Raw genomic sequence first — 24,696 nt, forward strand, 5'->3', positions numbered from 1 at the left:
ACTCTGTTAAGGGTCAGGCGACCACCACTTCGCGGAACATTCCGGCGTCCATGTGCAACATCAGGTGGCAGTGCCATGCCCATCGACCCAACGCATCAGCGGTGACTAGGAAGCTGATGCGCTGCGCAGGCTGCACGGCAATCGTGTGCCGCCGCGCCTGGAACGCGCCATCGGGTGCCTCCAGTTCGCTCCACATGCCATGCAGATGCATCGGGTGCGTCATCATCGTGTCGTTGTGCAAAATGACCCGCAGCCGCTCGCCATACTTGAAATAGACGGGCGTGGATTTGCCGAACTCCACACCGTCAAAGGACCACGTATAGCGCTCCATGTTGCCGGTCAAGTGCAATTCGACTTCGCGACCCGGACCGCGCTGGTCCAGCGGGCCGCCGATGGTGTGCTGGTCGGCCAGCGTCAGTACCCGACGGCCATTGTTGCGCAGGCCGATGCCAGGGTCATCAAGGTTAGTGCGCGCCATGTCCACCCGCATATCGGTGCTCGCGCCGTACTCGGTCTTGGCGTGGCGCGCTTTGGTACTTGGGACCTTGAGCGATGCGTCACCTGCCATGCTATTCATGCCGGCCGCGCCGTGCTGACTGTGGTCCGTGGTCATGGCACCGTGGGCCATCCCTTGCATGGCCATGCTGCCATGATCCATGCCTGGCATGCCGCTGTGGTTCATCCCGGACATGGTCATACCGCCGTGATTCATGCCCCCCATGCTGCCCATCATGTCTGCCATGGTGAGCCACTCCGGTTTATCGAGTGCTGGCACGGCGGCCGCCAGTCCCTCGCGCGTGGCCAACGTGCCGCGGGCGTAGCCAGTGCGGTCCATCGCCTGCGAAAAGATGGTATAGGCCTCATCGCGCGGCTCCACCAGGACGTCACACGTCTCGCCCGCGCCAAAACGGAACTCGTCGACAGTGACTGGTTCGATATTCTGCCCGTCGACCTGGAACACCTTGAGCTTGAGGCCGGGAATGCGCACGTCGTAGAAGGTGTTGCCCGAACCATTGATGAAACGCAGCCGCACTTTCTCGCCGGGCTTGAACAAGCCGGTCCAGTTGCCGGCCGGCGTGACGCCGTTGGTCAAATAGGTCAGCGTGGCACCGGACAAGTCCGCCAGATCGGTCGGGTTCATCCGCATCTGCTGCCACATCTTGCGCTTGGCTAATGCGCTCTGAATGCCGTCGTTGGAGACGTCTCGAAAGAAATCGATGACGGTGGGCTGGTTGTAGTTGTAGTAATCGCTTTGGACTTTCAGCTTGGAGAGGACCCGCATCGGGTCTTCATCGGTCCAATCGGACAGCAGCACAGTATAGTCGCGGTCAGCTTGCACGCCATCGATCCCCGAAGCTGGGTCGATGACAATGCCGCCGTATACGCCGGTCATTTCCTGAAAGCCCGAGTGCGAGTGATACCAATAACTGCCCGTCTGCTCCACCTTGAACCGGTACGTGAAGGTCTCGCCCGGCGCGATGCCTGGAAAGCTAATGCCAGGCACACCGTCCATTTCAAACGGCAAAATGATGCCGTGCCAGTGAATCGAGGTCGCTTCGCGCAGCCGGTTGGTCACTCGAATGGTGACCGTGTCGCCCTGGCGCCAGCGTAGCGTTGGGCCGGGCAGCATTCCGTTGATGGTGGTGGCAATCCGTGGGCGGCCAGTAAAGTTGACCAGCGATTCGCCGATTACCAGGTCGAACTCCGTGCCGCGCAGCACCGGCGCGGTACCAGACTCGACGCGTTGCGGCCGGTCTGATGTCTGGGCCCAGGCAATGCCCCCCAGACCGGACAATCCCGCGACCACGCCGCCCGCAGCCAAGCCCTGCACGAAGCGGCGGCGCGGTAGATTGGGCAGCACAATGCCAGACGGTCGATCACGTCCCATGAACTTGTCCTTTTTCGCTTGTATGGCCGCATCGAGCAGCGGCATGCAGAGCGTAACTAGATCAAGGCTACTGCCAACTTACCTGCGCATTACATTTCGGTAATGTTGCTGTCACGCCTAGGATCGCTGGATAGACTAGCCGCGTGTGCAGTGGCCGGCGGCGCTGAGGACCGGCAAAAGCAAACGCGGGGAGTTCAGTGAATGAAGCTGCTGGTGGTAGAAGACGAGGTCAAGACCGGCCAGTACTTGCGCCAGGGTCTGACTGAGGCAGGTTTCGTAGTGGACCTGGTCACGAACGGCTTGGATGGTCAGCATCTGGCGATGAGTGAGTCGTATGACGTCATCATCCTGGACGTCATGCTGCCGGATCTGGATGGATGGCGAATTCTCCAGACGCTGCGTAGCGCGCAAAACCCCGTTCCGGTCTTGTTTTTGACTGCGCGCGACAGCGTGGCCGACCGCGTCAAAGGACTCGAGCTGGGCGCCGACGACTATCTGGTCAAGCCGTTCGCCTTTTCGGAACTGTTGGCGCGGGTCAGGACCTTGCTGCGCCGGGGCAGCGCGCAGATGGCGATGGACCGCATTCAAATTGGCGATCTAGTGCTTGACCTGAGTCGGCGCCGCGCGACGCGAGCGGGCCGCCGGATTGCGCTGACCAGCAAGGAGTTCGCGCTGCTCGAACTGCTGGCGCGCAGGCGGGGCGAGGTGCTGCCGCGCTCGCTGATCGCGTCGCAGGTCTGGGACATGAACTTTGACAGCGACAGCAACGTGATTGACGTGGCGATTCGCCGCCTACGCGCCAAGATCGACGACGATTTCGACACCAAGCTGGTCCAGACGGTACGTGGTATGGGCTATGTGTTAGAAGCGCCCGAGGATCAGGAATGAAGCGCCGCATGTCGTTGACCTTGCGGCTGACCTTGCTGTTCTCTCTGACTTCGGCGGTCGTGCTGTTGGGCCTTGGCGTGCTCATCTGGCTGTCCATGGACCGGCATTTTGCCGACGAAGATTTTGTCGTGCTCGGGGACAACGTTCGCCTGATACAAAAGGTCGCTCACGAGGAACATAGAGCGCGACTGCCAAGCCGCCTCGCTGAAATGGTGGAGCACCACCCGGGATTTGTCGCCCACGTGAGCACCGCGAAAGGCGAGGCCGTTTACCGCACCAAGGGTTTCGACTTTGGCGCCGTGCTTGACCGCATTGATCGGCTGCCCCCCGACGAGACGACGTTGGTCTGGCAGCAAGATGACAAGGAATACCGTGGGATGCGCGCGCACGCAACCGTGCCCGGCGAACCGTCACCGCTGACGGTGGTGGTCGGCATGGACACAGAAATTCATGCCCACTTTATGCACGCGTTTCGCCGCTCGCTGGCGTTCTATACCACGCTGGCGGTCCTCGCCAGCGGTCTGTTCGGGTGGTGGGCAGCCAGGCGAGGGCTGGCTCCGCTGCGAACGATGGCTTCTCGTGCCAAGGGTGTCACGTCCAATCACCTCGATGCCCGCATGCCGGTGGAGACTGTGCCGGTCGAGATGGCCGATCTGGCGGCGACGCTGAATGCCATGCTAGAGCGCTTGCAGGACGATTTTCAACGCTTGTCCGAGTTCTCTTCCGATCTGGCCCACGAACTACGCACGCCGATTACCAATCTAATGACTCAGACGCATGTCGTGTTGTCACAACCGCGTGACGCTGCCAAGTACCGCGATGTACTGGCCTCCAACGCCGAGGAGCTGCAGCGCCTCGGTCGAATGGTGTCCGATATGCTGTACTTGGCCAAGATGGAACATGGCATCACCCTGCCCAACGAGGAGTCGATCAAGGCGAGCGACGAGATTCGTGCGCTGTTCGACTTTTACGACGCTTTGGCCGAAGACAAAGGTGTGCACTTGCATCTGCAGGGCGATGCCAGAATTGTGGGCGACCGTCTAATGTTGCGCCGGGCGTTAAGCAACCTGCTGTCGAACGCGTTGCGGTACACGCCCCATGGCAAAGCTATCGTGATTAAGGCACGCGAGCAGGACGGGGCGGCGACCATCGTCGTCGAAAACGAGGGCGAGGCCATCGATCCAGAATTGTTGCCCTCGCTGTTCGATCGATTCTTTCGCGCCGACAAGTCACGGGCGCGCGCGGACTCGGATAGCGTGGGACTTGGGTTGTCGATCACGCAAGCGATCATGGCCGCGCATGGCGGTGGAATTGCCGCCGAGTCGTCGGAGGGAGTCACTCGCTTTATTCTTAGCTTTCCGCCGCGCCAACTCTGAATTTAGAGCTACTGCCGTTTCCCCGGGTATGCAAATGGGTCAGTGCTCTTCAGGCTTTGTCGCCCGCCGGTCAAGATTTTGCACGGCTGGTGAAGCCAATGTGACTCGCGCCGTGACGTTTCTAAAGTCCGAGCTCGTTCATATCCCTGCTATTACGATAAGTATCCTTATCCCAATAGCTCTTTGACTACGCTAAACTGGCGCCCATGAAATCGCGCCTGACCCGACCTGACCCTGCATCTGCCGCCAACTCGCGCACGAATGCCGGGCTCGTCGACGCCTCCACGACGTTCCCCGATGCCGCCTCCCTGGCCGCGCTTCGCGCCTGGCATGCCGGCCTGAGCTCCCGGCAAGCCGTGGCACAGTACCTGGGGGAGGAGAGGGCGCATGGCCAATCCTCGCGCGCCGTGCTCGGCCGCATGCGCCGCCGGCTTGCAGCGCTGGCACGCGAACGCGGCCGCGACGACCTGGCCGCATTGTTCGAGATGCCGGCGTCCGAACGCGTGGAGCAGGGCAGGGCTGCCGATCGTGCCATCGAGGTCTTGCGCGCGCTGCCGATACCACGACCCGCGATCACCGACGACATCGGTCGTTGGCTCCCGGCGCGCGCCGTCGCTGCCTTGCGCGCCCACGGCATCGATACGCTGGCGGCGTTGACCGTGCGCGTGCCCAGGCGCCGCCGCTGGTGGGCGGCCATCCCGAAGCTGGGCGCTGCCAGCGCCAGGCAGATCGAGGCGTTCTTCGCCGCGCATACCGAGCTGACCGAACGGGCGCGTGCGTTGATCGTGCAGGAGCGACGCAGCGTCGTCGTGCCATGGGAGCAGTTGCGCCTGCCTCATGAAGTCGACGGCTCGCAAGGGCGGTTTCGCGCGCCGCGCGAGAGTTGCACGTTGACTGCGGACAACGATTACGAAGCAGTGCAGGCCTGGCTGGCGCTGCACGAGTCGCCCGCCACTCATCGCACCTACCGCAAGGAAGCGGAACGGCTGATTCTGTGGGCCATTGTCGACCGGCAGCGGCCGCTGTCGTCGCTGACCACCGAGGACGCCGTCGCTTATCGCGGCTTCCTGCGTCGACCCATGCCGCGCGAGCGGTGGGTCGGTCCGCCACGCCCGCGTTCGTCGCCCGACTGGCGGCCATTCACGGGCGCACTGTCGGCACGCTCGGTCGCCCATGCGCTCTCAATCCTCGGCGCGATGTTCCGCTGGCTGGTCCAGCAGCGATACATCCTCGCCAATCCGTTTGCCGGCATCAAGGTCCGCGGCGGTGGCCGCACGGCGGCGCTGGACAATTCGCACGCCTTCACCGAGGGCGAATGGAAGCTGGTGCGGACCATCGCCGACGGGCTCGAGTGGTCCTACGGCTGGGAGGCCGCCGCGGCGCAGCGCCTGCGCTTCGTGCTGGATTTCGGCTATGCCACCGGACTGCGGGCCAGCGAATTGATCGCGGCAAGGCTTGGCGATATCGAAACCGACGGGCAGGGCGATGAATGGCTCAAGCTGACGGGGAAGGGCGGGCGCAGCGGCAAGGTGGCATTGCCGCCGTTGGCGCGGCGCGCGTTGGAGCGCTACCTGACGGAACGCGGATTGCCGATCAGCCAGAGTCTGTGGCGGCCAGAGACTGCACTGGTCGGTGACCTGACGGGCGAGCCGGATTGCGGCATCACCAGCACTCGGCTATGGTACGTGGTGAAACGGTTCTTCAAGCTGGCCGCGGATGTCATTGGTGCGGACCATCCGGCGGCGGCAGACAAGCTGCGCCGTGCCAGTCCGCACTGGATGCGGCATACGCATGCCACACACGCTTTAGCCCGGGGCGTCGAGTTGACCAGCGTTCGGGACAACTTGCGGCATGCGTCCGTGTCGACGACGTCGGTCTACCTGCACAGCGATGAAGTGAAGAGGGCGCGACAGATGGGAGAGGCCTTTACCGCCTGAACCGAACGACCAAGTCATCAAAATCCGAGCCGTTTCATAACGACACATACATAATTTCTTGATAGCACAGGAAAATGCAGACCAATTCCTAACATATGGATCTTCGCAGGAAACTGCATGAAGGAGTTGAGGCGTGCACTTCTCTTGGCCACGACATAACTGCGACCAAGGACCGAGTACCTCATGGCAATCGATCTGAGCGGCGCCTCAAAACGGCACTTCAGATTCCGACGAAAGCTGAGCGCTCAAAAATTCGAGCTTGGCTAATAGCTCGTCAAACGTCACAATCTCGACGTCCTTGCATGCGTTTCGGAACATCTCGAAGCTGCGCAATCTAGTGGAGTCACTCGGCAAACGACCTGCAACGACGACGCATCTGATAACGTCAGAACCGGATTTTCGAAGGATTGGAACATCGTTAACATGAGCGAACCAACGTTGTCTGAGTTCGCTCTGTTGGAATAGCACTTGCGTGACCGCCCCCGAGAGCTCGGAGCTTGGACCGAATACTTCTTGACCTCGATAGGCAGTCTTTTGTAGCAGGGTGGTTTCCGGGGTTTTGATCTCCACGATGGCGAGTGCCTGTCCATGTTCGCTAAATAGAAAGTCGCCGATCTGCGCACCGGCGCCAGTGAGGGTAGAACCTTTTGCGTGGAACTGAGTGCGAGTCAACTCAACCGGACGCGCGAAGACCATACTTAGCACCAGTTTGTTTTGCTCGAAAAATGTCTGCCAGTGCCCTTCATTCAGCTTGTCTGATATCTTCGCCCTAAATGCCTCAATCATCTTGGCGAGAGTCACACGCTCAATCTCGGCATGTAGCATGAGCAGCTCTGCCGGAGCTTCCGTTACCAGGTCATCAAGCTGTTTGCGTACGGCATCTACACTGGAACGCCGTTCGGCGCGCGCTCGAGCGGCCGCCTGCGTCGGCCCCTCACGTCGAACTTCCATTAAGGGGCGGGTCACCGGCACGATTCGTTGGAATCGCTCAGCATCAAGCCTGGCGAGCATTTCGTCCTGCACGATGCTGTGCTTTGTTTGCCGGATGAGCTCCCGGCCGCGTTTTGTGACGCGGTTGAAAGCTCGGCGAAGCCTGTCTACTTCCTCTCCATCAATCGAAACTACACCGTCTAGGACGCCCACTTCCAAATTATGACCAATCACTAGAACACTGGCATGCGGGATCCGCGATAAGCCTTGCCAGATAGGAGCGAGGTCCTTGTTCAGACCGAGTCCGTTGCCGGGAGGATCAAAGAGGGCCCAGTCCAACCGCGATTCGATACGCGAAGCCGAAGCTTCTGCGTCGTCTAGCAATTTATCGGCAATGTCATCGACATAGATTACGGTAGTGAAGCGGCCGTTCTTTGGGGCGAGGTAACGCCGTGCGTGCGGATTCGCATGGATCGGCCGCATGATGATTCTGTTCGGGAGGATCGTTGCCAGTAAAGGCCATTCATCCTCAGGCATGGCCTCCCACAGCCCCACCTCCTCATTGATGGCGCGCTTGTACGTCCGCAGAAAGAGCTTGCGTGCAGGCTCCGTTCCCTCCGTCGATACTTCCAACCGATAGTGTGCTTTGAGCACGTCTTCGTCACTGAACGCGTGCGGCGTTTGGAGTGTTAGCTGTTCCATTTATCGTCGAAAGCAGGCGTTGCGCACACTTGAGGAGGGCCGATAATAGCTATTCCTCAATCTCGGCTGATGACTTATGTAGACCGGACAGAGGATTTTCGGTCGTCTGTCAAGTACTTCGCTCGCAGCCTGTGCATAATCCGGCAAAGCTCTTAGCTCCGCGTCTGAATGCTGCCCATTCAGCCGCGGCTTCCTCCGGCGCAGTTTTCCACAACAGGTCGGTTGTACCGCGTCGACGAAGCCAGCGCCACGAATGCGTTAACATTGTTACATAATTAGATGAGAGGGCGGCGGGCCAGTTGGGCAGCCGCCAACGTAATGACCGGGGAAGGGGCATGTATCTAAAACGCATACGCGCGCGGAACTATCGCGCATTCGGGGACGGCACGTCTACGCCAGCACTTGATTGGGAACTCAACCCCGGGCTCAACATCTTGGTGGGTGAAAACGATGCGGGCAAGACCTGCATCGTAGATTCAATCCGGCAGGTGCTACTGACCACAAGCTACGAGCCCGTCCGGCTTTTCGAGCAGGATTTCCACATAAACGGAACTAACCGGGCGCACGTACTCAACATCGAAGCCACACTGTGCGACCTGAGTCCAGACCAAGAGGCCTCTGTTCTCGAGTGGCTAACCCTTGAGAAAGATGGCACTTGTTCGCTCACCCTTCATCTCGAAGCGCGCTATCACCCTCCTAATGCGACCAAGCGGGGGCGGGTGGACACGATCGTTCGGACCGGACCAAACGGGACCGGCCCAGAGGTCGGCCATGCTGTCCGAGAACTAGTCCGTGCGACCTATTTGAGGCCGCTGCGTGATGCTGAGGCAGAACTTCGCCCCGGTCGGCAATCACGTCTTTCTCAAATTTTGGCGGTACACAACGACATCGCTGGCCAGGAGATCAACGACTTCGACAAGGCATCGCCGGAGACAATCCCAGAGCGGCTCGTTGGTTTGATGGCCTTTGCACAGCACCACCTTGGCGAGCATGAGGTCGTGAAAGGCGTCGAGAAGGACATTAACGACAATTATCTCAGCCAGTTCGCATTTGCCGGAGGTGACCTACGGTCCCGAATTCGCATCGCCTCGGACCTCGCGTTGACACCAATCCTCGAGAAGTTTGAGCTATCACTGCTTCCTGGCACGCATATCCATCCCGATGCGCGATGTGTCCGTGGTCTCGGATACAACAACGCCCTCTTCATGGCTACGGAACTGGTCCTGCTGCGCGATGGCGAGGAATTAGCGCTGCTGCTTGTCGAGGAGCCAGAGGCCCACCTCCATCCTCAGCTGCAAGAGCGCGTCATGGACCTCCTGAGGAATCACGCGAACGCGGACCAAGGTGACAAAAGGGTTCAAGTCATCATGACAACCCATAGCCCATCGTTGGTGTCAACCGCGCGGATTGAGGATATGACGCTGGTGCACAAGGCTCATACCTTCCCGCTTGCGGTGGGAAAGACGAAGCTCAAATACACCGACTACTCCTTCTTGCGTAGGTTTATCGACGCCACGAAGGCCAACCTATTCTTCGCGCGTGGCGTCATGATGGTGGAAGGGCCGGCAGAAGCCATCTTGCTACCTGCCATCGCCGAGATGTGCGGCCGGTCATTTTCCAAAAACGGCGTCTCGATCGTTAATGTGGGCCACACCGGCCTCTACCACTATGCACGCATTTTGCAGCGCGAGGGCAGTGGACCGGACATCCCAATCCCTGTGGTATGCGTGACCGACCGAGACATCGTCCCAGATGTCGCCAGGTCGTACGTGCCGACGACCGCAAAGGGCAAACGCTTCGAATCCGATTACTCCGCATCGGACATCGCTACGTTGGTAAAGAAAAAGAAGGACCGCGCGGAAGGTGGCAAGACCATCGTCTGTGTCTCAGATCGTTGGACCCTCGAGTACGACTTGGCGCTGTATGGCTGCGCCGAACTCATGTACCTCGCAATCACACTCGCAGCGAAGGCAAACTCCCGTGACGAGCGTCTCGATGAGCAGGATGAGTCCGATACGCTCATGGCTGCCAAGAAGCGTTGGGCTACCCTGAAGGAAGGTGGGCACGCCGCAGATGAGCTGGCCTCGATCATCTACCGGCCATTGATGATGAAGGAGGCCTCAAAGGCTATCGCTGCGCAGTACGCTGCCTACTTAGTCGGCACAGGAGCGTATGGTAAGGGTAACGATCTGTTCGCGAAGCTGCCTCCGTATCTGCAGACGGCATTTGCCCACCTAACCAGTTCCCCGGCTACTATGTCTGCGGCAGCACCGGCGGCGGCGGCCGGCGGAGCCGTGTTCGCTGCAGCGACAACTCATTTGGTTCCTGGCGCACCCGTGGCGTCGCCCTCGCCGGTGCCGGTTGGTGCTTGCGATGCAGCGCCCATCCCCCACCTGCCACTTCCCGCGGTTCCGCTGCCAATTTCGGCTGTACCCCCGGCAATTCCCTCTTGCTCCATGGATCTGAACGATTCCGCGGCTATCGCTACCGCACCAACTCAGTTGGTAGCCGTTCAGCAGGCGAATTCGAAGTCGCTAAGCACTGAGGCAGAGAAAAGAACAGAGGAAGCAGGCGAGTGAACGCGGTCAGCCTCCAACCACAAGATTTAGTCGACCTGGCAGCCCTTGCCAAGGATCTAAACCTGGACGATAGAGAGCGCCGAGCCGCGCTTCTAGAGAACAATTCCAGGGATTTCAACGCGGTGCCAGGAAGCGGCAAGACCTCGCTACTCGCAGTCAAATTGCTGCTGCTCGCGAAGAAGTGGCCTTATGCGCGGCGCGGTCTTTGCATCCTTAGTCATACGAACGTCGCACGTGACGAAATTGCTCGCCGCCTTGCGCAGACGACGGAGGGGGCGCAACTGCTTAACTACCCTCACTTTATCGGAACAATTCATGGCTTCGTCAATCAGTTCTTCGCCCTGCCCATATTGCGAACCTTAGAGCAGAAGATCGATGTCATCGACGATTCAGTGTTCGCTCAGAAGGCTCTCGCTCAGTTGCAGCTGGGTCAATTCTCCAAATTGCGCTATTTCTTGGAGAACCAGAGCAATGGCGAGGGCATTGCCACGTCGTTGTTCTACAGAACTGCAGCCCTTACGGTGAGTGCCGAAAGTGGTGCTCTACCGGCATCTCATACGGCGTCGTATAAATCCCTGATCACCCTCAAGACACAACTTTCTAGCTTGGGCATCTTTCGGCATCGCGACATGTTTGCGTATGCAGACTTGGCGCTCCGAACGTGTCCGCGCCTTCTCGATGTGGTGCATCGCCGCTTCCCTATGGTCTTCATCGATGAGATGCAGGACACGTCGTGGGAACAGGAGTCGTTTCTGAACCGGATCTTTGATACGAAATCCATAATGCAGCGGTTCGGCGACGTCGACCAGAAAATTCTCTCAGACGAGGAAAACGTTGAGCTGCTCACATTTCCTCGCGAGGGCCACGGTTCCATCAGTACTAGCAAGCGGTTCGGCAAGGCGATTGCGCACGCCGTAGGCACGGTACGCATAAGCAGCGAAGCCCTCGTTGGTGAAGGGGCTGACACCCAGAATCCCCTGCTCTTGCTATACGCCACGGGTGATGTGACAAAGGTAGTCCAGCACTTTGGACGAATCGTCATCGAACGCCTGAGCGAAGCTCAAATAAGTACCCACGATGTGCGTGCAATGTGTGCGCGTAAAGCCGGCGAGGGCAGAGTGTCGGCCGGGCGCCATTTGCGTGACTACTGGCCGGCCTATGGGGATGGACTGCCCAGCGAGGGCATGCGCTCAAGAAACTTCTGGAATCTTATTGGAGACCAAGGGCTTCAAGAAACATCATTGAGTAAGCGCGTTTCGGATGTCCGAAGGGCCTTGTTGCTAGTACTTCGAGATGCGGGTGCCCCGTTGGCTAAGGACCTCCGTGACGGACGAGCCCTGAAACGAGCTAGCAGCGCGTTCCCGTCTATGCGCCATCTGGACGCAGTTACCCGGCAACTGGCGCTGTCCGGCGACCGGCTTTGTTCAAGCGACCAGCGCTCCATTCTATTTCACCTTCTGTACGAAGGCCTGAAGCCGTATCTTCCAGCCACTCTCAAGTTTGACGCGTTCAAGGCGTTGGAGGTATTCGACGAGCCCGACGTTACCACCGCCTGTGCTTCTCCTGTATCGACGATGTGTGAGGTTGTTCACAAAGAACGGACGCTCCAGATTGATCTCGGGACGATCGCCGGCATGAAGGGGGAGACACATTCAGCTTCGCTGGTGCTGGAGTCGTATGGTGGCATCAGCCGCAAGTTCGATGTTGCCCTCGGGCTCGAGTACATCGCAGATATGCCGTCGAGGCCCATAACCAAGCTTCCAAAGACTCAGCAAGCACAGATGCGGAACCTATACGTGGCTATGTCACGTCCCACGAGCCTGCTTTGTCTCGCTGCCAATGAAAGTCGCGTCCCTCAAAGAGTACGGGAAGCCCTTGTAAAGAAGGGCTGGCAGATAGAGACCGTGACTTGAATTCGCATTCCAGCGGTATGAAGTTATAGGAGCCTTACGCGGGAACTCCGTGAACTGATGGACGCGAACGTCAATTCAGCTTCGTCGTCTTCGAAAGCGTTGAACGTGCAGGTTATCGGACGGGCGGCCACTCATGGGCGCTATCGCCACGCTTGCGCCGATGTGCTGGAGATGCGCAGGAGATGCTCTGTGCGACGTGCCAACAAATTGGTCGCGGGAAGGCTACGCAATATCGAATCCACGAGGAGGGCAACGAGTTACTGAAGCAAACGGGAAAGGCTGGCGCGGCGTCAAGGGGTAACCTTGGCGCCGTTATCGCGGCCGGCTGGCCCGATGTCGACGACGCGAGCCGGCCGGCGCTGTAGTGTCCGTGGCGGCGAAGTCGGTCTTATGGCTTTCGGCATGTCTTCCGAACTGCGAGATTTGTACATAACAGAAGAGAATGCACAAAGCGTCGGATCAAGCGGCGAAACGCAACGATACGCTCACTAAGTCAAAAGAGATGTATTGAGCGCTTTTCCCCGCACTTCAGACGCGACTTTGCTCACATTTACGTTTGAGCACTCCCGGCATAGTCGCCGGCTGTGCCGTCATCGAAACTGCCAGCCTCCGAAAGGTGAGCGCCTAGGGGCGGGTAACAAATTTATGCAAAAACCGGTAACAAATTTATGCAAATTAACGGCCAGCGGGGACAGAGACGATGCGGCCGCCGCCAACTTAACATAAGAAGTATTATCGGCGACACAGATGTTGGAGCTAAGTTGTAATGTCCGGTTTTAGCCAAGTTCAAATGTCCGAGTGAGTTGGCGTACCCTGACCGGCTGCCATCTGATGGGAGCCGGCCATGTCTTCAGACAGGATCACCCTGACCATGAGGCAGATCGATCGGTTGAAGGTATTGCAGGCGCTGGCCGAGGGATTGCTCAAGACCGGGATTGCGGCTGCGCGCATGGGGCTCTCGACCCGGCAGACGTTGCGACTGCTGAGGCGATTCGAGGCCATTGGACCGGTGGCGCTGATCAATGGCCGTGTTGGTCGTGCCGGCAATAACCAATTGACACCCGGACTAGAGGCGCGGGTCCGCGGGCTGATCCGTGACACCTACGCCGATTTCGGTCCCACGCTCGCCTGCGAGAAGCTGCGCGAGCGCCACGGTATTGATCTGGCCAAGGAGACGGTGCGCCGGATCATGATCGACGCCGGCTTCTGGGTCCCGAGGAAGCTGCGCCCGCCCAAGGTTCACCAGCCGCGGCACCGGCGCGCCTGCCTGGGCGAGCTGATCCAGATCGATGGCAGCGACCACCGGTGGTTCGAGGACCGGGGGCCGGCCTGCACGCTGCTGGTCTACGTCGATGACGCCACTGGCCAGCTGATGCAACTGCTGTTCGTGCCAACCGAATCGACGTTCTCGTACTTTGCGGCCACGCGGGCCTATCTGGAGCGGCACGGCAAGCCGGTGGCGTTCTACAGCGACAAGGCTGGCGTGTTCCGGGTCAATGCCAAGGATGGGCCGGATGGGCGCGGCTATACGCAGTTCGGGCGGGCGCTGTTCGAGCTGAACATCGACATCCTGTGCGCCAATTCGAGCCAGGCCAAGGGGCGCGTCGAACGGATGCATGGCGTGCTGCAGGACCGGCTGGTCAAGGAGCTGCGGCTGCGCGGGATCGACACGCCTGCAGCCGCCAACGCCTACGCCCCGGCCTTCATGGCCTAGTTCAATGCGCGCTTTGCCAAGGAGCCCAGAAGCGCGTTCAATGCGCACCGGCCGGTGCGCACCGATGAGGACCTCGAGCGGATCTTTACCTGGCGCGAATGGCGCAAGGTATCGCAGAACCTGACGTTGCAGTACGACAAGGTCGTGTATCTGCTGCAGGACTGCGCGGCGCATCGCAAGCTGATTGGCCGGACCATCGAGGTGGCCGAATACCCGGATGGGCGGATCGAGTTATGGGCCGATGGGGCTGCCCTTCCCTACAGCGTGTTCGATCCGCGCGAGACGATCCGACAGGCGGACATCGTGGAGCACAAGCGACTGGGGCACGTGCTGGAGATTGCGGCGCGGGTGCAGGCGTTGCGGGAGGATCGGCAGACGGCAGGCCCGTCCAGGACGCTCAATGGGGGCGCGGCCACGGCGATGAAGCCCACGCCGGGGGCCAAGCGCAAGCGGCAGATCAATCGGCTGGATCTGGACAGGGCGATCGCGGGGTCGACCGCCCCACCCTGTTGAGACGGCGCCGAGACCGGCCAGCTTGACTGCGTTACGTCTGACCCCGAAAGAAAAAAGCACGATCGGACTGACATTTGAAAGTAGCCAGCGGTCACACCTTTGAAAACCAGCTGGACAACAGATGTCAGGCATGAATAGAAGTGTCCGCTTCAAGAGGATTAGAGATGTCCGCTGTTGCTCAATGGCTCAATGACCGACACCTGGAGCTTCTCGCCCGGCGTCCGGAGATTGCCGTGGGCAAGCCAGAATCCATTGGCACCGATAATGCGAGGCGCCATAAATTGAATAATGGTCTGACCAATTCACATCGATATCGATGATTTTCGGCAAACCATATCCAGAACTTGCCGTCGCGCAGTCCAGCGGATCACGCCGTATTACCGAATAATCGACACCTATATATGCGGCCGTACTGTTTTGTCGTCTCGGCGCCCCCCCCCTGCGGCCAGCGATCCGGCAATCCTCCAAGCTCAAACCGACACAAGACGCCGCCCACATGCCCTAGCGGTTCCCCCGGGATCATTGAACCATGCCACGCAACATTACTCCGTTGCATGGAATATATTCCAATTTGCAATACAGGTATCGGTTCGGGTGTTCCCCCATTGAGAACTTCCCCAAGGTTTATAGACTGAGGCGTCTGATAATAACAATGCGTGATGAATATTCCGTACCACGGAATATTCGGGACTATCGGGGTCGGCTTTCACTAGAAAATGAGGAGACAACCATGGATTCGCAAAGCGCCCCGCAAACAGAGGGCAATCGATCTGTCCGACCGAAAGGCCGACGTGGAACCCGGACCGCTGTGCCATTCGCTGTCCTGGCATCGACGGCGCTGGTGCTTGCCGTTTCCGGATGCGGAGGGGACCGTGACGAGCCGGCGAAACCCGCCAAGCCGGCCATTTCGGTGAAGAGCCTGTCTTCGCCCGAGGGCCTGGTCAGTGGCGACGACACGCTGATCGAACTTACCCAAGCCGATGGCGGCACGATTGGCGACGCGAAGGTGAAACTGAACGGCGTCGATGTCACGGCGAGCTTCAAGCAGGATGCCGGCAGAAAATCGATGCTGGGGCTGGTGTCCGGGCTGAAGCAGGGCGAGAACAAGATCGAGGTCACCGATGCGGCCGCCGATGCGAAAGTGCGCGGTTCCTTGACGCTGACTGCCTTCCCGATACAGGGGCCGATTCTCTACGCGCCGCAGGAAGGCAGCTTCCACTGCCAGACGGACACGTTCGCCGTCTATCCGGGCGGCCCGACGCTCACATCCGGTCCGAATACCGATCCCAATTGCGCTGCCCCGACCCGGGTCGATTGGGTCTATCACGATGCGACAAAGTCTGGAACCGCGGTCTGGCAGCCGTACGACCCGGCGAATCCGCCCGCCAATGTAGAGACAACCACGCTGCTCGATGGCCGAACCGTACCCTACATCGTCCGACTGGAAACCGGCGTCATCAATCGAGGCATATACCAGATCGCCGTGCTGGGAGATCCGGTAAAAAATCCGAATCCCAGCGCGTTGAATCCGCCCGGTAATTTCAACGGGCGGCTGGTCTACCCGTTCGGGCAGAGTTGCGGTGGCGGCTGGTACGTTCAGGGTAGATCGATGGGTCCGGTGGGAGGCTCGAGCAATTCCGCCAATGGCGCAGCCGGGGATTTCAACGCCTTGAACGACTTGCCGCTCAGCAAGGGTTTTGCGGTAGCCAATTCCACGCTGAATTATTTCGGCCAGAACTGCAACCACATCATCTCGGCCGAGACCATGATGATGGTCAAGGAGCGATTCATCGAGGCAAACGGGCCGGTGTTGTACACGATGGGCTGGGGTTCCTCCGGATCTGCCATGCAACAGAGCATGATTGCCGACACCTATCCGGGACTGCTGGATGGCATCGTGATGTTGGCCGGCTTTCCGGATAACGGCGGCCCCCAAAGCATGGAGGGCCGTCTCTTCTACAACTTCCAGCTCAATCATACGAAAGGCGGGACGACGCAGAACGGCACTTACTCCCCTGTTCCCAACAGTCCTTACGATCCGACTTACGACAACGCCACCGCCGCGGCCAGAGCCGCGGATCCGACGCTGTTGAACTGGACCAACGCGGAGATTGCCGCAGCCTCCGGTTATGGCACCTATCACAGCGTTCGCCAGCAAGCCAGCTTCTGGGCCGCGCGAACCGACTCGGTGCTGAGGCCGGCCAACCAGGGCGATCGCGACAACGTGATGGGGGGTGCCGGGAACAGTTCGGTGTTCAATGCGGTCATCGGCAATGCGGAGAAGTACAGCCCCGCCAACGTGGTCACCAGCGCTCCCATGGGCGTCCTGCCAGCGCCCCCTGTCAGTCTGCTGCCACCCAACCCCACCGGGCTTCGGCCTAACGTGAACGATCACAACAAGAATATTCTTGGCGTCGATCCTTCGACCGGATTCGCACGATCGTTCACCGGCAACGTCGGCGTTCAGTACGGGCTCAATGCACTGAACACCGGCCTGATCTCCATGGCTCAGTTCATCGACCTCAACCGCAAGATCGGCGGCCAGGACATCGACGGCAATCTGCGTACGGAGCGCATGCGCGCGGACCCCGAGGCGCTCAAGCGCGCCTATCAAACGGGAATGATCATGTATGGCGGCGCCGGGCTTCGCAGCACCGCCATCCTGAACCTCGATGGCTTGAACAACGAGTTCACGGGCGCTGGTGACATGCATCTGAAGTTCTTCCACTTCATTGTCCGCGCTCGCATCGCGGCGGCGACGGGCCAGTTCGCGAACCATGTCATGTGGACGGGAACGGCCAATGTCGGCAGCTTCGCGCATGATCCGAATGCACACCACACGATGCCCGTCCAGGCTCCGCGCCCGGCTCACACCGGGCGGTCGTTGCCGGCGATGCAGAAGGCGTTTTTCGGCATGGACCGATGGCTGACGGCGGTAGTCAGCGACCGCAATGCCGATTCGCGCGCAGCGAAAGTCGTTCGAAACAAGCCGGCGGACATCGTCGACGGCTGCTTCGGTGCCACTACGGCTGGCGCGGCCGATGACTTTATCGCGGAGCCGCAGCAATTTGGCGGTTTCAGTACCGTGTTCCGCAAAGGCAATGGCAGCATTTCGCCGGCCGGAATCGTCGAGGTTAGCGAAACGCCGTCGCGGTGCAATTCGATGTTCCCTGCTTCCTCGTATCCGCGCTTCGAGGCCGGCGAACCGATCCATGCCCGCACCATGCAATGCCAGCTCAAGGCCGTGTCGGTCAGCGACTACGCGGGTTACGCGGAGCGCAATCCGTCGTGGACCGGCTCGCAGCGCGAAGCCGATCTGGCGGCGCTGCGCGCGGTGTTTCCCGGCGGGGTCTGCGACTACAGCAAGCCGGGGGAGCAGGAGCAACCGCTGGCAGGGACATGGATCCGGATCACGCCTGACAACGGGATGGTGATCGGGCATCCGCTCGCACCGTGATGTTGGGGCGCGGCGGCGCCGGATCGCACCGCCGCGCCGCTGCATTTCCCATCGGCAATGATCTGGAGGAGTGGATGGGCCGCAGACGAATCGATCCAGCCGCCGCAAGCGATCCCGCGGCGGACCCGCGCTTCGTGACCGCGCTGGCACGCGGGCTGGAATTGCTGCGATGCTACCGGCCCACCGACCGCTGGCTCGCTCACCAGGAACTGGCTCGTCGAACCGGGCTGCCGTCCGCCACGGTCTCACGCCTGACATTCACCTTGTCGGCTGCCGGATATCTGAAACATCGCCCTTCCACTGGCGAGTACGCCTTGGCGCCAGGCGTCTTGTCGTTGGGCTTCAGCATGCTGACCAACTTCGACATCGGGCGTTTGGCTCGTCCCTACATGGAGGCGCTCGCGGAACACACGCAGTCGGCGATCTCGCTCGGGGTCAGGCACGAAGCCTCGATGGTTTATGTCGCGCACTGCCGCGGCACGGCAAGGTTGATCCTGGGGCTCGACGTCGGCACACGAATCCCGCTGGCGGTCACGGCGATGGGCCGGGCGATGTGGTCGGCCTCTACGGCAGGCATGCGCGAGATGATCAGCCGGCAGCTGCGGGCAGCCCAGCCGGTCGAATGGCCCGCGTTGCTCGATGGCCTGAAACGCGCAGAACGCCAGGTCGCGGAGCGTGGCTATACCAGTTCGGAGTCCGAGTGGGAACGGGAGATCGCTGCCGTCGGTGTTGCCATCGACCTCGGAGACGGCCGGGAACCATTGGCGCTGACCGTCGGCGGCCCCTCCTCCCGTCTGCATGGCACTCTACTACATGACGACTTCGCGCCCGCGCTGATGAACACCGCACGTGCGATCGTCGCTTCCATCCAGGCCGCCGAGTGGGAGGACTAACGGACGTCATTCGTATCCTTCAATGACGACGAGATCCGCCTGGGAATACGGTGTTCGCAGCGCGATCAATGCCTGATATTCCGGGGATTCGTAGCACTCCAGCGCGCGCTGGTAGCTGTCGAATTCGAGCACGACTACGCGCGATCGAGGTTGGCCCTCGACGACGGCCTTTTGTCCATTCCGGACCAGAAAACGGGCGCCGAATTTCTCGAATACCGTCTTGTTTGCAGCGATGTACTGTTGATAGCCTTCCATATCGGCGATATCGACCATCGCCACCCAATAACCCTTGGCCATACCTTCCTCCGAGTTTGAATTGTCGCGTCAGGCCGCGCGCCACCGCTGCCGGCGGAGCCGCCGCACGGGCTTCCCGATCAGTCTATGCCGAGTCTCGGAAAAGAACAGGCACCTGGGCGCCGCGAGAGGGTGCCCTGCCGTTTCGCCGGCTCGCTAGCGGCTCAGTGCGAGCACCATGCTTTCCACGGCGGCGAAGGCCTTGTCGCGCCGGTCATAATCCCAGCGCTGAACGGCGCAGCCGACGTGCCCATCGTCGACGTGGTACTCGATCACGTTCACCGAATTCGGGATGGATCCGCGGACCCGGTGCGATACCGCGGTTCCGGCTTGAACCGCCCAGGCACGGCGGCCCGAATTGGCGAGCAGCGGCGCCACATACGGAAGGTGGATATGCCCTCCCAGCACGATGTCCATGCCGGCATCCACCCATGCCGGTACGGCAGCTTCGCGGCCGATCAGCAGATTTCGTGTATCCGACTCGACGACCGCGCGCACCGGTTGATGGACGACGACGATTCGTAGCTGGTGCGGGTGGGCTTGGCGCAGCTGCTGACAAACGCGGTCGATCTGCTCGCGCGACACCTCGCCGTTCTTGTGTCGCGATGGCCGGGTCGTGTTCACGCCGATGGCAAGAACGCGTTCATTGCTGAAGACCGGCTCCAGCACCATACCGAGCACTCGCTTGTAGCCGCCGTACGGATTCAGCATCCGAGCCGCCACGTTGAAGAGCGGAATATCGTGATTGCCGGGGATGACCAGCGTCGGCAGCCCCAGCCTGCAGAGAAACGCGCGCGCCGCCGCGAATTGGCCCGTTCTCGCCCTCTGCGTGATATCGCCCGACAGAACGACGACCTCTGGCATCAACTGGCGCGCCAGCGACAGCACGGCCTCCACGACCGGCGCTTGCTCGGTACCAAAATGCGTGTCGGACAGGTGCAGGACGCGAGCCACGCTCATGAGCGATCCAACCGGCTTGTGTCCCGCGGCACCAGCAATTGCAAACGCTTCGGCGATACCGAAAAGTGCAAGGGCGTGCGAGCCCAGTGGATCTCGCCGTCCATCGCCACCTTGATGCGCCGGCGCCCGCGCACGCGCACCGTCAGCGATTCAAAGCTGAAGCTGATGACCCTGGAGGTATCGCCCAGCCGGCCGATCGCACCCATCAGCAGCAATCCATACAACGCCAGCGTGCCGACTGGTTTCGCAATCATGGCGACCAGGCGATTGTCTTCCAGGTGGGCAACTTCGGGAATGCCGACCTGCTCCAGCTGCAGGCTGTTGTTGCCGACCACCAGCGTCGGCGTTCGCATTACCTGGTGTTGGCCGTGGGACAGCAGGTCCAGCGTCAGCTGCGCCGGCGCGCGCGCCAGTGTGACGAGCGCCGACAGCAGCGCGACCCAGCGGCGCCGACCGAGCATTTTCTTGTAGACCTCGCGGTCTTCCAGCAATTGTGGATATAGCCCCAGACTGGCATTGACCAGGAATGGCCGGCCGTCGAGCAGGCCGACCTGTACCGGTTCGATGCGGGCGTCCAGCAGGCTGGCCAAGGCCTCGTCGGTTTCTCGCGAGATGCCGTAGGTGCGGCCGAAGTAATTGAACGTGCCGCGGGGCAGGATGCCGAATGGCAGCCCCGTCGGCAACACGGCTGCGGCCACCGCGTTCAAGGTACCGTCGCCGCCCGCGGCGACCACGATGCCGCTCTCCTGCCTGGCACGTTCGACCGCGATCTGGGCAAACTGCGGCAACTGTTTGGGCCGGTCCACTGCGAAGATGGTATAGGCGCGCCCTGCTTCGCTCAGTCGCTGCTCGATCCTGGCGCGCGTCTCGATCGCGTCGCCGCTGCCGGAGCCGCCATTGAATACGACGAACAATGGCTCATTGCCAGTCAGGCGGGCAACGGATTCGGTCAGCGGCGAAGCGTCGGCGTTCGGCATGGTCACAAGATGCGGGCAGGCAGTGTCGCGGCCCGAGTCCGGTCCTTTGACATCAAGCGTCAGGCCGGCCGAGCCGTGCCGCCTCGATCGCCGCGATGTCGATCTTCTTCATGGTCATCATCGCATCGAATACGCGCTTGGCCGCCGCACGATCCGGGCCGGTGACCGCGTCAGTCAGGGCGCGCGGGCTGATCTGCCATGACAATCCCCACCGGTCCCTGCACCAGCCGCATTCGATTTCCTGTCCGCCATTGCCGACGATTGCGTTCCACAAGCGGTCGGTTTCGGCCTGGTCGTCGGTAGAAATCAGAAACGAGAAGGCCTCGTTGTGTTTGACCTGCGGGCCTCCGTTCAGTCCGACGCAAGGAATGCCGATCACCGTGAATTCGACCATCAGGACATCACCCTCCTTCCCGGACGGATAATCGCCCGGTGCCCTGTGGATGGCGCCGACCGCGCTGTCGGGAAAGGTTTGCGCATAGAAGGTAGCGGCATCGAGCGCGTCGTTGTCGTACCACAAGCAGATCGTGTTCTTGCTGAGCATGTCGTGTCTCCTGGAGCGTCAAGAATCCGCCATCCGACGCTGCGTTCGCGGCGGCCGCTGTCCACATTGGTGGGCCGGTCTATCGGATGGAACGGATGCCGTTGTCGGGCCCTGCCACTGTCGCACACTATCGCGACAGGAGCGAGGCCAGCGCTCCACCATCACGGCTGCGATCTTCGAGCCGATGCGCGGGACAGCGCCGAGAACACCGGCTGGCTGCCGACCGTTGGGCGCTGCAGCATTCTCGCGTACCAGGCTCGCAACGCCTCGCACTCGGCAGGCACCGGCAGCTTGACCAGTGCGGCAAAGATCAATCCCCCGATCACCGCGATATCCGCCATCGAGAAGGCCTCGCCAGCGACATACGGCTGCTGTTTCAGGACCGAGTCGAAATAGTGCATGCCCTTCACTGCCTTGTCGCGCTGGCGCAAGCCCCATTCCGCGTTTTGATAGATTTCGACATCCGGCCCCAAGCCCGGGGTGGCGTGATGGAAATAGACACTGATGGCATCCAGCAATTCCAGTTCGGCGCGTTTGTTCATCATGTGGATGATGCCTTTTTCGCGCGCCGTCCGGCCGGTCAGAGTCGGTTGGCCATCGACTGCGTCCAGATATTCGGTGATGGCCGTACATTCCGCTATGCACGTGCCATCGCCAAGCTCCAGCACCGGCAGTGTGCCTGAGTAATTCCTGGTGGCAATGAACTCCGGCCTTTTGTGCTCGCCCTGGTAAAGATCGACCATCACGAATTCGACACGCGACTGAAGGTTCTTTTCGGCCAATGCAATGCGAACGCGCGTTGGATAAGGCCCAGTCGGGAAATCGTAGATCCGCATCGGGGATATCGTTGCGGCGGTGTTACTGCCGGGATGGGAGGTCACGATTGCCGTTCTCCAAAGTGAATCGCATGTCGGATGGAGGGTGCGTAAACCCTCCGCAGTCTATCTACCTAACGATCGTTAGGTTCGACAATAGAAGGTACAATGCGGCACGTCAAGAACGTGCGGATGGAGAGACGCAAACCATGACAAGGCACACGAGCGCGAGCGGGACCGCTGGCCCGTCCCCTGGCTCCAGGGAGCGGATCCTGACCGCGGCCACTCACATCGCGCAGGCGCATGGCTACGGCGGCTTGAATTTTCGGGATCTCGCGGAGGCGGTGGGAATCAAGGCCGCCAGCATCTACCACCATTTCGATGGCAAGGCCGATCTTGGCGCGGCCGTAGCGCGGCGGTATTGGCAGGGCACAGCGGACGCTCTTGAAGAACTGCTGGCAAAATCGCCGGATCCGCTATCGAGCCTGCATCGCTATCCCGAGTTGTTTCGCAAGGCGCTCGAAAGCGGCAATCACATTTGCCTATGCAGCTTCATGGCCGCGGAAACGGATGACCTGCCGGAAGTGGTGAAGGCCGAGGTCAAGGCCTTTCAAGACGTGAATATTGCCTGGCTGACCAAGGTGTTGTCGGCAGCGGCCGTAGTGGATCCGGCTCAGAGCGGCCAGCGGGCACGCGCCATCTTTGCCGCCATTGCGGGCGCTCAACTTGTTGCAAGAAGCCATGCCGACATTGCTGTGTACGACGCGTTGGTCGACAGTTATCGAAGCGCTGGTCTTCTACCGGCATAGCGTCTTTTCTGCTGGCTGAACGAATCGGGCCGCACCCATTTGCACAGCCCGTTTCATCGCACATCCGGCCCATGGAAGGCCGGCGATCCGTGTTCGGCAAGCTCTGCCAGCACCTTGTGCACGGTCACGCGGTGGCGGCCGTGGCCGGATTCGCCGCGGGCGGTGCGGTTCGCAGCGGCAATACCACCTTCGCGACGAGCCCCGGCCGGCCATCCGCGCGCCCCGTCAGTTCGACGCGGCCGCCCAGGTTCGCTGCAATCGTCTGCACGATGGCGAGTCCGAGTCCACTGCCCTCTTCGTCGGTCGCCCCGCCGCGATAGAAACGCTCGAATACCCGCAGGCGAGCAGTCTCCGGAATGCCCGGCCCGGTGTCTGCCACTTCGATCACGACATTGCCGCTGCCACCGCCACCGCCTTCGTCGCGGCGCACGCTCAGGTCTACCCGCCCTCCCCGGCCGCCATACCGGATGGCATTGTCCGCCAGGTTCTTGATCAGCATGCGCAGATCCGTCTCCGTGGCGGCGAGCCGCACGTCGTCCAGCCGCTCCACGCCCAGGTCGACGCCGCGGTCGATGGCGAGCGGCAGCAGGTCGGTCACGACATCGGTGACGACAGCGGCCACCGCCACGTTGTCCAGCGCGCGCGGCGTGCCGATTTCCGCGCGCGCCAGTTCGAGCAGCCGGGTGATCAAGGTCCCGGTGCGCCGGATGCCGCGGCGCAGTTCTTCGAGTTGCTGGTCGATGTTGCCGCGCGGCGCCTGCATCAGATTCTCGACCTGCAGCTGGAGGGCGGTCAGCGGCGACCGCAATTCATGCGCGGCGTTCGCGATAAAGGTGCGCTCCGTGTCGATCAGGCCGGACAGCCGGACCATCATGCGATTGACCGACTCCAGAAAGGGCCGCAGCTCCTCCGGCGCGGTGCCGGTATCGATCGGCTCCAGGTGATTGAGGTCGGCCTGCGCGACGCGCTCGCCGATCACGCTCAACGGCCGCAGCGCGTCCCTGACGCTGACGCGGATCGCCCATATCAGCACCGGCAACAACAGCACCACGGGAACCGCGGCCCATGCCGCCACCCGCCGCGCATTGGCCGCGCGAACGGCACGCTGCTGGGCAATCTGCATGTAGGCATCGCCGGCCTGCATCGCAAACACGTCCCAGACGATTCCGCCGGCCTCCACGTCGGAGAAGCCCAGCGGCGCCCGCGGCAGCAGTACCCACGGCGCGCTGCTGTGCCCGGGGCGGACGCTATCCTCCGGCCCCCAGGTCTGCACCAGGACAGGCGGCGCCGCCGACGGCCCGCCGTGGGGCGGTGCCGGCATGACCGGCGGCGCCGCGCGGATCGCTGCAGCGGCGTGCCGCAAGTCGTCGTTGAACTCGCTGGCCAGCTGGCGGACCACGATCCACGCGCCCAGCGCGCCCAGAAATCCGACAAGGAGCGCCAGGCCGCCGAGCGACAGGCTCAGACGGCGGTGCAGCGATCCGACGGCAGCGGTCTTGGCCATATC

The 24,696-nt window shown here is 61.2% G+C and carries 16 protein-coding genes and 1 pseudogene; 9 read left to right on the forward strand and 8 right to left on the reverse strand.

Translation table 11 applies throughout. The features are described from left to right. Nucleotides 1-13 precede the first annotated feature (13 nt). Nucleotides 14-1,888, reverse strand: coding sequence for a copper resistance system multicopper oxidase (locus FOB47_RS05795; RefSeq protein ID WP_149320087.1), 1,875 nt, complete (start codon nt 1,886-1,888; stop codon nt 14-16). A 201-nt stretch (nt 1,889-2,089) separates the two neighbouring features. Here FOB47_RS05795 and FOB47_RS05800 point away from each other — a divergent pair, with 201 nt between their 5' ends. The 3 genes from FOB47_RS05800 (at nt 2,090) to FOB47_RS05810 (ending at nt 6,089) form a co-directional block, all read left to right on the forward strand. Beyond that, nucleotides 2,090-2,776: a heavy metal response regulator transcription factor gene (locus tag FOB47_RS05800; RefSeq protein WP_149320006.1), complete on the forward strand. Its 687-nt coding sequence runs from the start codon at nt 2,090-2,092 to the stop codon at nt 2,774-2,776. Beyond that, complete coding sequence (locus FOB47_RS05805) at nt 2,773-4,152, forward strand: heavy metal sensor histidine kinase (protein ID WP_149320007.1); 1,380 nt, start codon at nt 2,773-2,775, stop codon at nt 4,150-4,152. The genes FOB47_RS05800 and FOB47_RS05805 overlap by 4 nt, the downstream gene beginning before the upstream one ends. Before the next feature lie 206 nt (nt 4,153-4,358). Next, on the forward strand, nt 4,359-6,089 hold the full coding sequence (locus FOB47_RS05810) for a phage integrase family protein (RefSeq protein ID WP_174780261.1): 1,731 nt from the start codon (nt 4,359-4,361) through the stop codon (nt 6,087-6,089). 207 nt (nt 6,090-6,296) lie between these two features. Here the strand turns inward: FOB47_RS05810 and FOB47_RS05815 are convergent, their stop codons facing one another. After that, nucleotides 6,297-7,721 carry a Shedu immune nuclease family protein gene (locus tag FOB47_RS05815; protein WP_174780262.1) on the reverse strand — a complete coding sequence of 475 codons (1,425 nt, stop codon included), beginning with the start codon at nt 7,719-7,721 and terminating at the stop codon, nt 6,297-6,299. A 335-nt stretch (nt 7,722-8,056) separates the two neighbouring features. On the opposite strand from FOB47_RS05815, the gene FOB47_RS05820 reads away from it, so the two are divergent. The 5 genes and pseudogenes from FOB47_RS05820 to FOB47_RS05840 all read left to right on the forward strand — a co-directional run bounded on the left by FOB47_RS05820 (nt 8,057) and on the right by FOB47_RS05840 (nt 18,790). Further along, nucleotides 8,057-10,300 (forward strand): ATP-dependent nuclease, encoded by a 2,244-nt coding sequence (locus tag FOB47_RS05820; protein WP_217488892.1) that lies wholly within the window; start codon nt 8,057-8,059, stop codon nt 10,298-10,300. After that, nucleotides 10,297-12,213, forward strand: coding sequence for a UvrD-helicase domain-containing protein (locus tag FOB47_RS05825; protein ID WP_174780263.1), 1,917 nt, complete (start codon nt 10,297-10,299; stop codon nt 12,211-12,213). The genes FOB47_RS05820 and FOB47_RS05825 overlap by 4 nt, the downstream gene beginning before the upstream one ends. Nucleotides 12,214-13,057: 844 nt before the next feature. Further along, nucleotides 13,058-14,440, forward strand: a pseudogene (locus tag FOB47_RS05830) (ISNCY family transposase). A gap of 730 nt (nt 14,441-15,170) precedes the next feature. After that, entirely contained in the window at nt 15,171-17,897 is a 2,727-nt protein-coding gene (locus tag FOB47_RS05835) for a DUF6351 family protein (RefSeq protein WP_144425949.1), read from the forward strand. Continuing rightward, on the forward strand, nt 17,897-18,790 hold the full coding sequence (locus tag FOB47_RS05840; RefSeq protein WP_217488893.1) for an IclR family transcriptional regulator: 894 nt from the start codon (nt 17,897-17,899) through the stop codon (nt 18,788-18,790). Before FOB47_RS05835 ends, FOB47_RS05840 begins: the two co-directional genes overlap by 1 nt. A 6-nt stretch (nt 18,791-18,796) precedes the next feature. Here the strand turns inward: FOB47_RS05840 and FOB47_RS05845 are convergent, their stop codons facing one another. From FOB47_RS05845 to FOB47_RS05865, 5 genes are all read right to left on the reverse strand, one after another. Next, the gene (locus FOB47_RS05845; protein ID WP_174780264.1) at nt 18,797-19,087 is read right to left on the reverse strand and encodes a DUF1330 domain-containing protein; all 291 of its coding nucleotides are present in this window, start codon (nt 19,085-19,087) and stop codon (nt 18,797-18,799) included. 153 nt (nt 19,088-19,240) lie between these two features. Next, nucleotides 19,241-20,038, reverse strand: coding sequence for a metallophosphoesterase family protein (locus FOB47_RS05850; RefSeq protein WP_174780906.1), 798 nt, complete (start codon nt 20,036-20,038; stop codon nt 19,241-19,243). Between the two features lie 2 nt (nt 20,039-20,040). Then, on the reverse strand, nt 20,041-21,021 hold the full coding sequence (locus tag FOB47_RS05855) for a diacylglycerol/lipid kinase family protein (protein WP_174780265.1): 981 nt from the start codon (nt 21,019-21,021) through the stop codon (nt 20,041-20,043). A gap of 52 nt (nt 21,022-21,073) precedes the next feature. Beyond that, nucleotides 21,074-21,565: a VOC family protein gene (locus FOB47_RS05860; RefSeq protein WP_174780266.1), complete on the reverse strand. Its 492-nt coding sequence runs from the start codon at nt 21,563-21,565 to the stop codon at nt 21,074-21,076. A gap of 161 nt (nt 21,566-21,726) precedes the next feature. Beyond that, on the reverse strand, nt 21,727-22,401 hold the full coding sequence (locus tag FOB47_RS05865) for a glutathione S-transferase (RefSeq protein WP_174780907.1): 675 nt from the start codon (nt 22,399-22,401) through the stop codon (nt 21,727-21,729). Nucleotides 22,402-22,589: 188 nt separating this feature from the next. On the opposite strand from FOB47_RS05865, the gene FOB47_RS05870 reads away from it, so the two are divergent. Continuing rightward, on the forward strand, nt 22,590-23,189 hold the full coding sequence (locus tag FOB47_RS05870) for a TetR/AcrR family transcriptional regulator (RefSeq protein ID WP_174780267.1): 600 nt from the start codon (nt 22,590-22,592) through the stop codon (nt 23,187-23,189). A 124-nt stretch (nt 23,190-23,313) separates the two neighbouring features. Here FOB47_RS05870 and FOB47_RS05875 read toward each other — a convergent pair whose 3' ends face one another. Continuing rightward, nucleotides 23,314-24,693 (reverse strand): sensor histidine kinase, encoded by a 1,380-nt coding sequence (locus FOB47_RS05875; RefSeq protein ID WP_174780268.1) that lies wholly within the window; start codon nt 24,691-24,693, stop codon nt 23,314-23,316. Nucleotides 24,694-24,696 lie beyond the last annotated feature (3 nt).

The sequence above is a fragment of the Cupriavidus gilardii genome, assembly GCF_013347325.1.
Lineage (GTDB): Bacteria > Pseudomonadota > Gammaproteobacteria > Burkholderiales > Burkholderiaceae > Cupriavidus > Cupriavidus gilardii.

Excerpts from the sequence above, each read along its gene's own strand:
- FOB47_RS05795 (WP_149320087.1), bottom strand. The coding sequence starts at position 1,888 with ATGGGACGTGATCGACCGTCTGGCATTGTGCTGCCCAATCTACCGCGC.
- FOB47_RS05800 (WP_149320006.1), top strand. The coding sequence starts at position 2,090 with ATGAAGCTGCTGGTGGTAGAAGACGAGGTCAAGACCGGCCAGTACTTG.
- FOB47_RS05805 (WP_149320007.1), top strand. The coding sequence starts at position 2,773 with ATGAAGCGCCGCATGTCGTTGACCTTGCGGCTGACCTTGCTGTTCTCT.
- FOB47_RS05810 (WP_174780261.1), top strand. The coding sequence starts at position 4,359 with ATGAAATCGCGCCTGACCCGACCTGACCCTGCATCTGCCGCCAACTCG.
- FOB47_RS05815 (WP_174780262.1), bottom strand. The coding sequence starts at position 7,721 with ATGGAACAGCTAACACTCCAAACGCCGCACGCGTTCAGTGACGAAGAC.
- FOB47_RS05820 (WP_217488892.1), top strand. The coding sequence starts at position 8,057 with ATGTATCTAAAACGCATACGCGCGCGGAACTATCGCGCATTCGGGGAC.
- FOB47_RS05835 (WP_144425949.1), top strand. The coding sequence starts at position 15,171 with ATGGATTCGCAAAGCGCCCCGCAAACAGAGGGCAATCGATCTGTCCGA.
- FOB47_RS05840 (WP_217488893.1), top strand. The coding sequence starts at position 17,897 with ATGTTGGGGCGCGGCGGCGCCGGATCGCACCGCCGCGCCGCTGCATTT.
- FOB47_RS05845 (WP_174780264.1), bottom strand. The coding sequence starts at position 19,087 with ATGGCCAAGGGTTATTGGGTGGCGATGGTCGATATCGCCGATATGGAA.
- FOB47_RS05855 (WP_174780265.1), bottom strand. The coding sequence starts at position 21,021 with ATGCCGAACGCCGACGCTTCGCCGCTGACCGAATCCGTTGCCCGCCTG.
- FOB47_RS05860 (WP_174780266.1), bottom strand. The coding sequence starts at position 21,565 with ATGCTCAGCAAGAACACGATCTGCTTGTGGTACGACAACGACGCGCTC.
- FOB47_RS05865 (WP_174780907.1), bottom strand. The coding sequence starts at position 22,401 with ATGCGGATCTACGATTTCCCGACTGGGCCTTATCCAACGCGCGTTCGC.
- FOB47_RS05870 (WP_174780267.1), top strand. The coding sequence starts at position 22,590 with ATGACAAGGCACACGAGCGCGAGCGGGACCGCTGGCCCGTCCCCTGGC.
- FOB47_RS05875 (WP_174780268.1), bottom strand. The coding sequence starts at position 24,693 with ATGGCCAAGACCGCTGCCGTCGGATCGCTGCACCGCCGTCTGAGCCTG.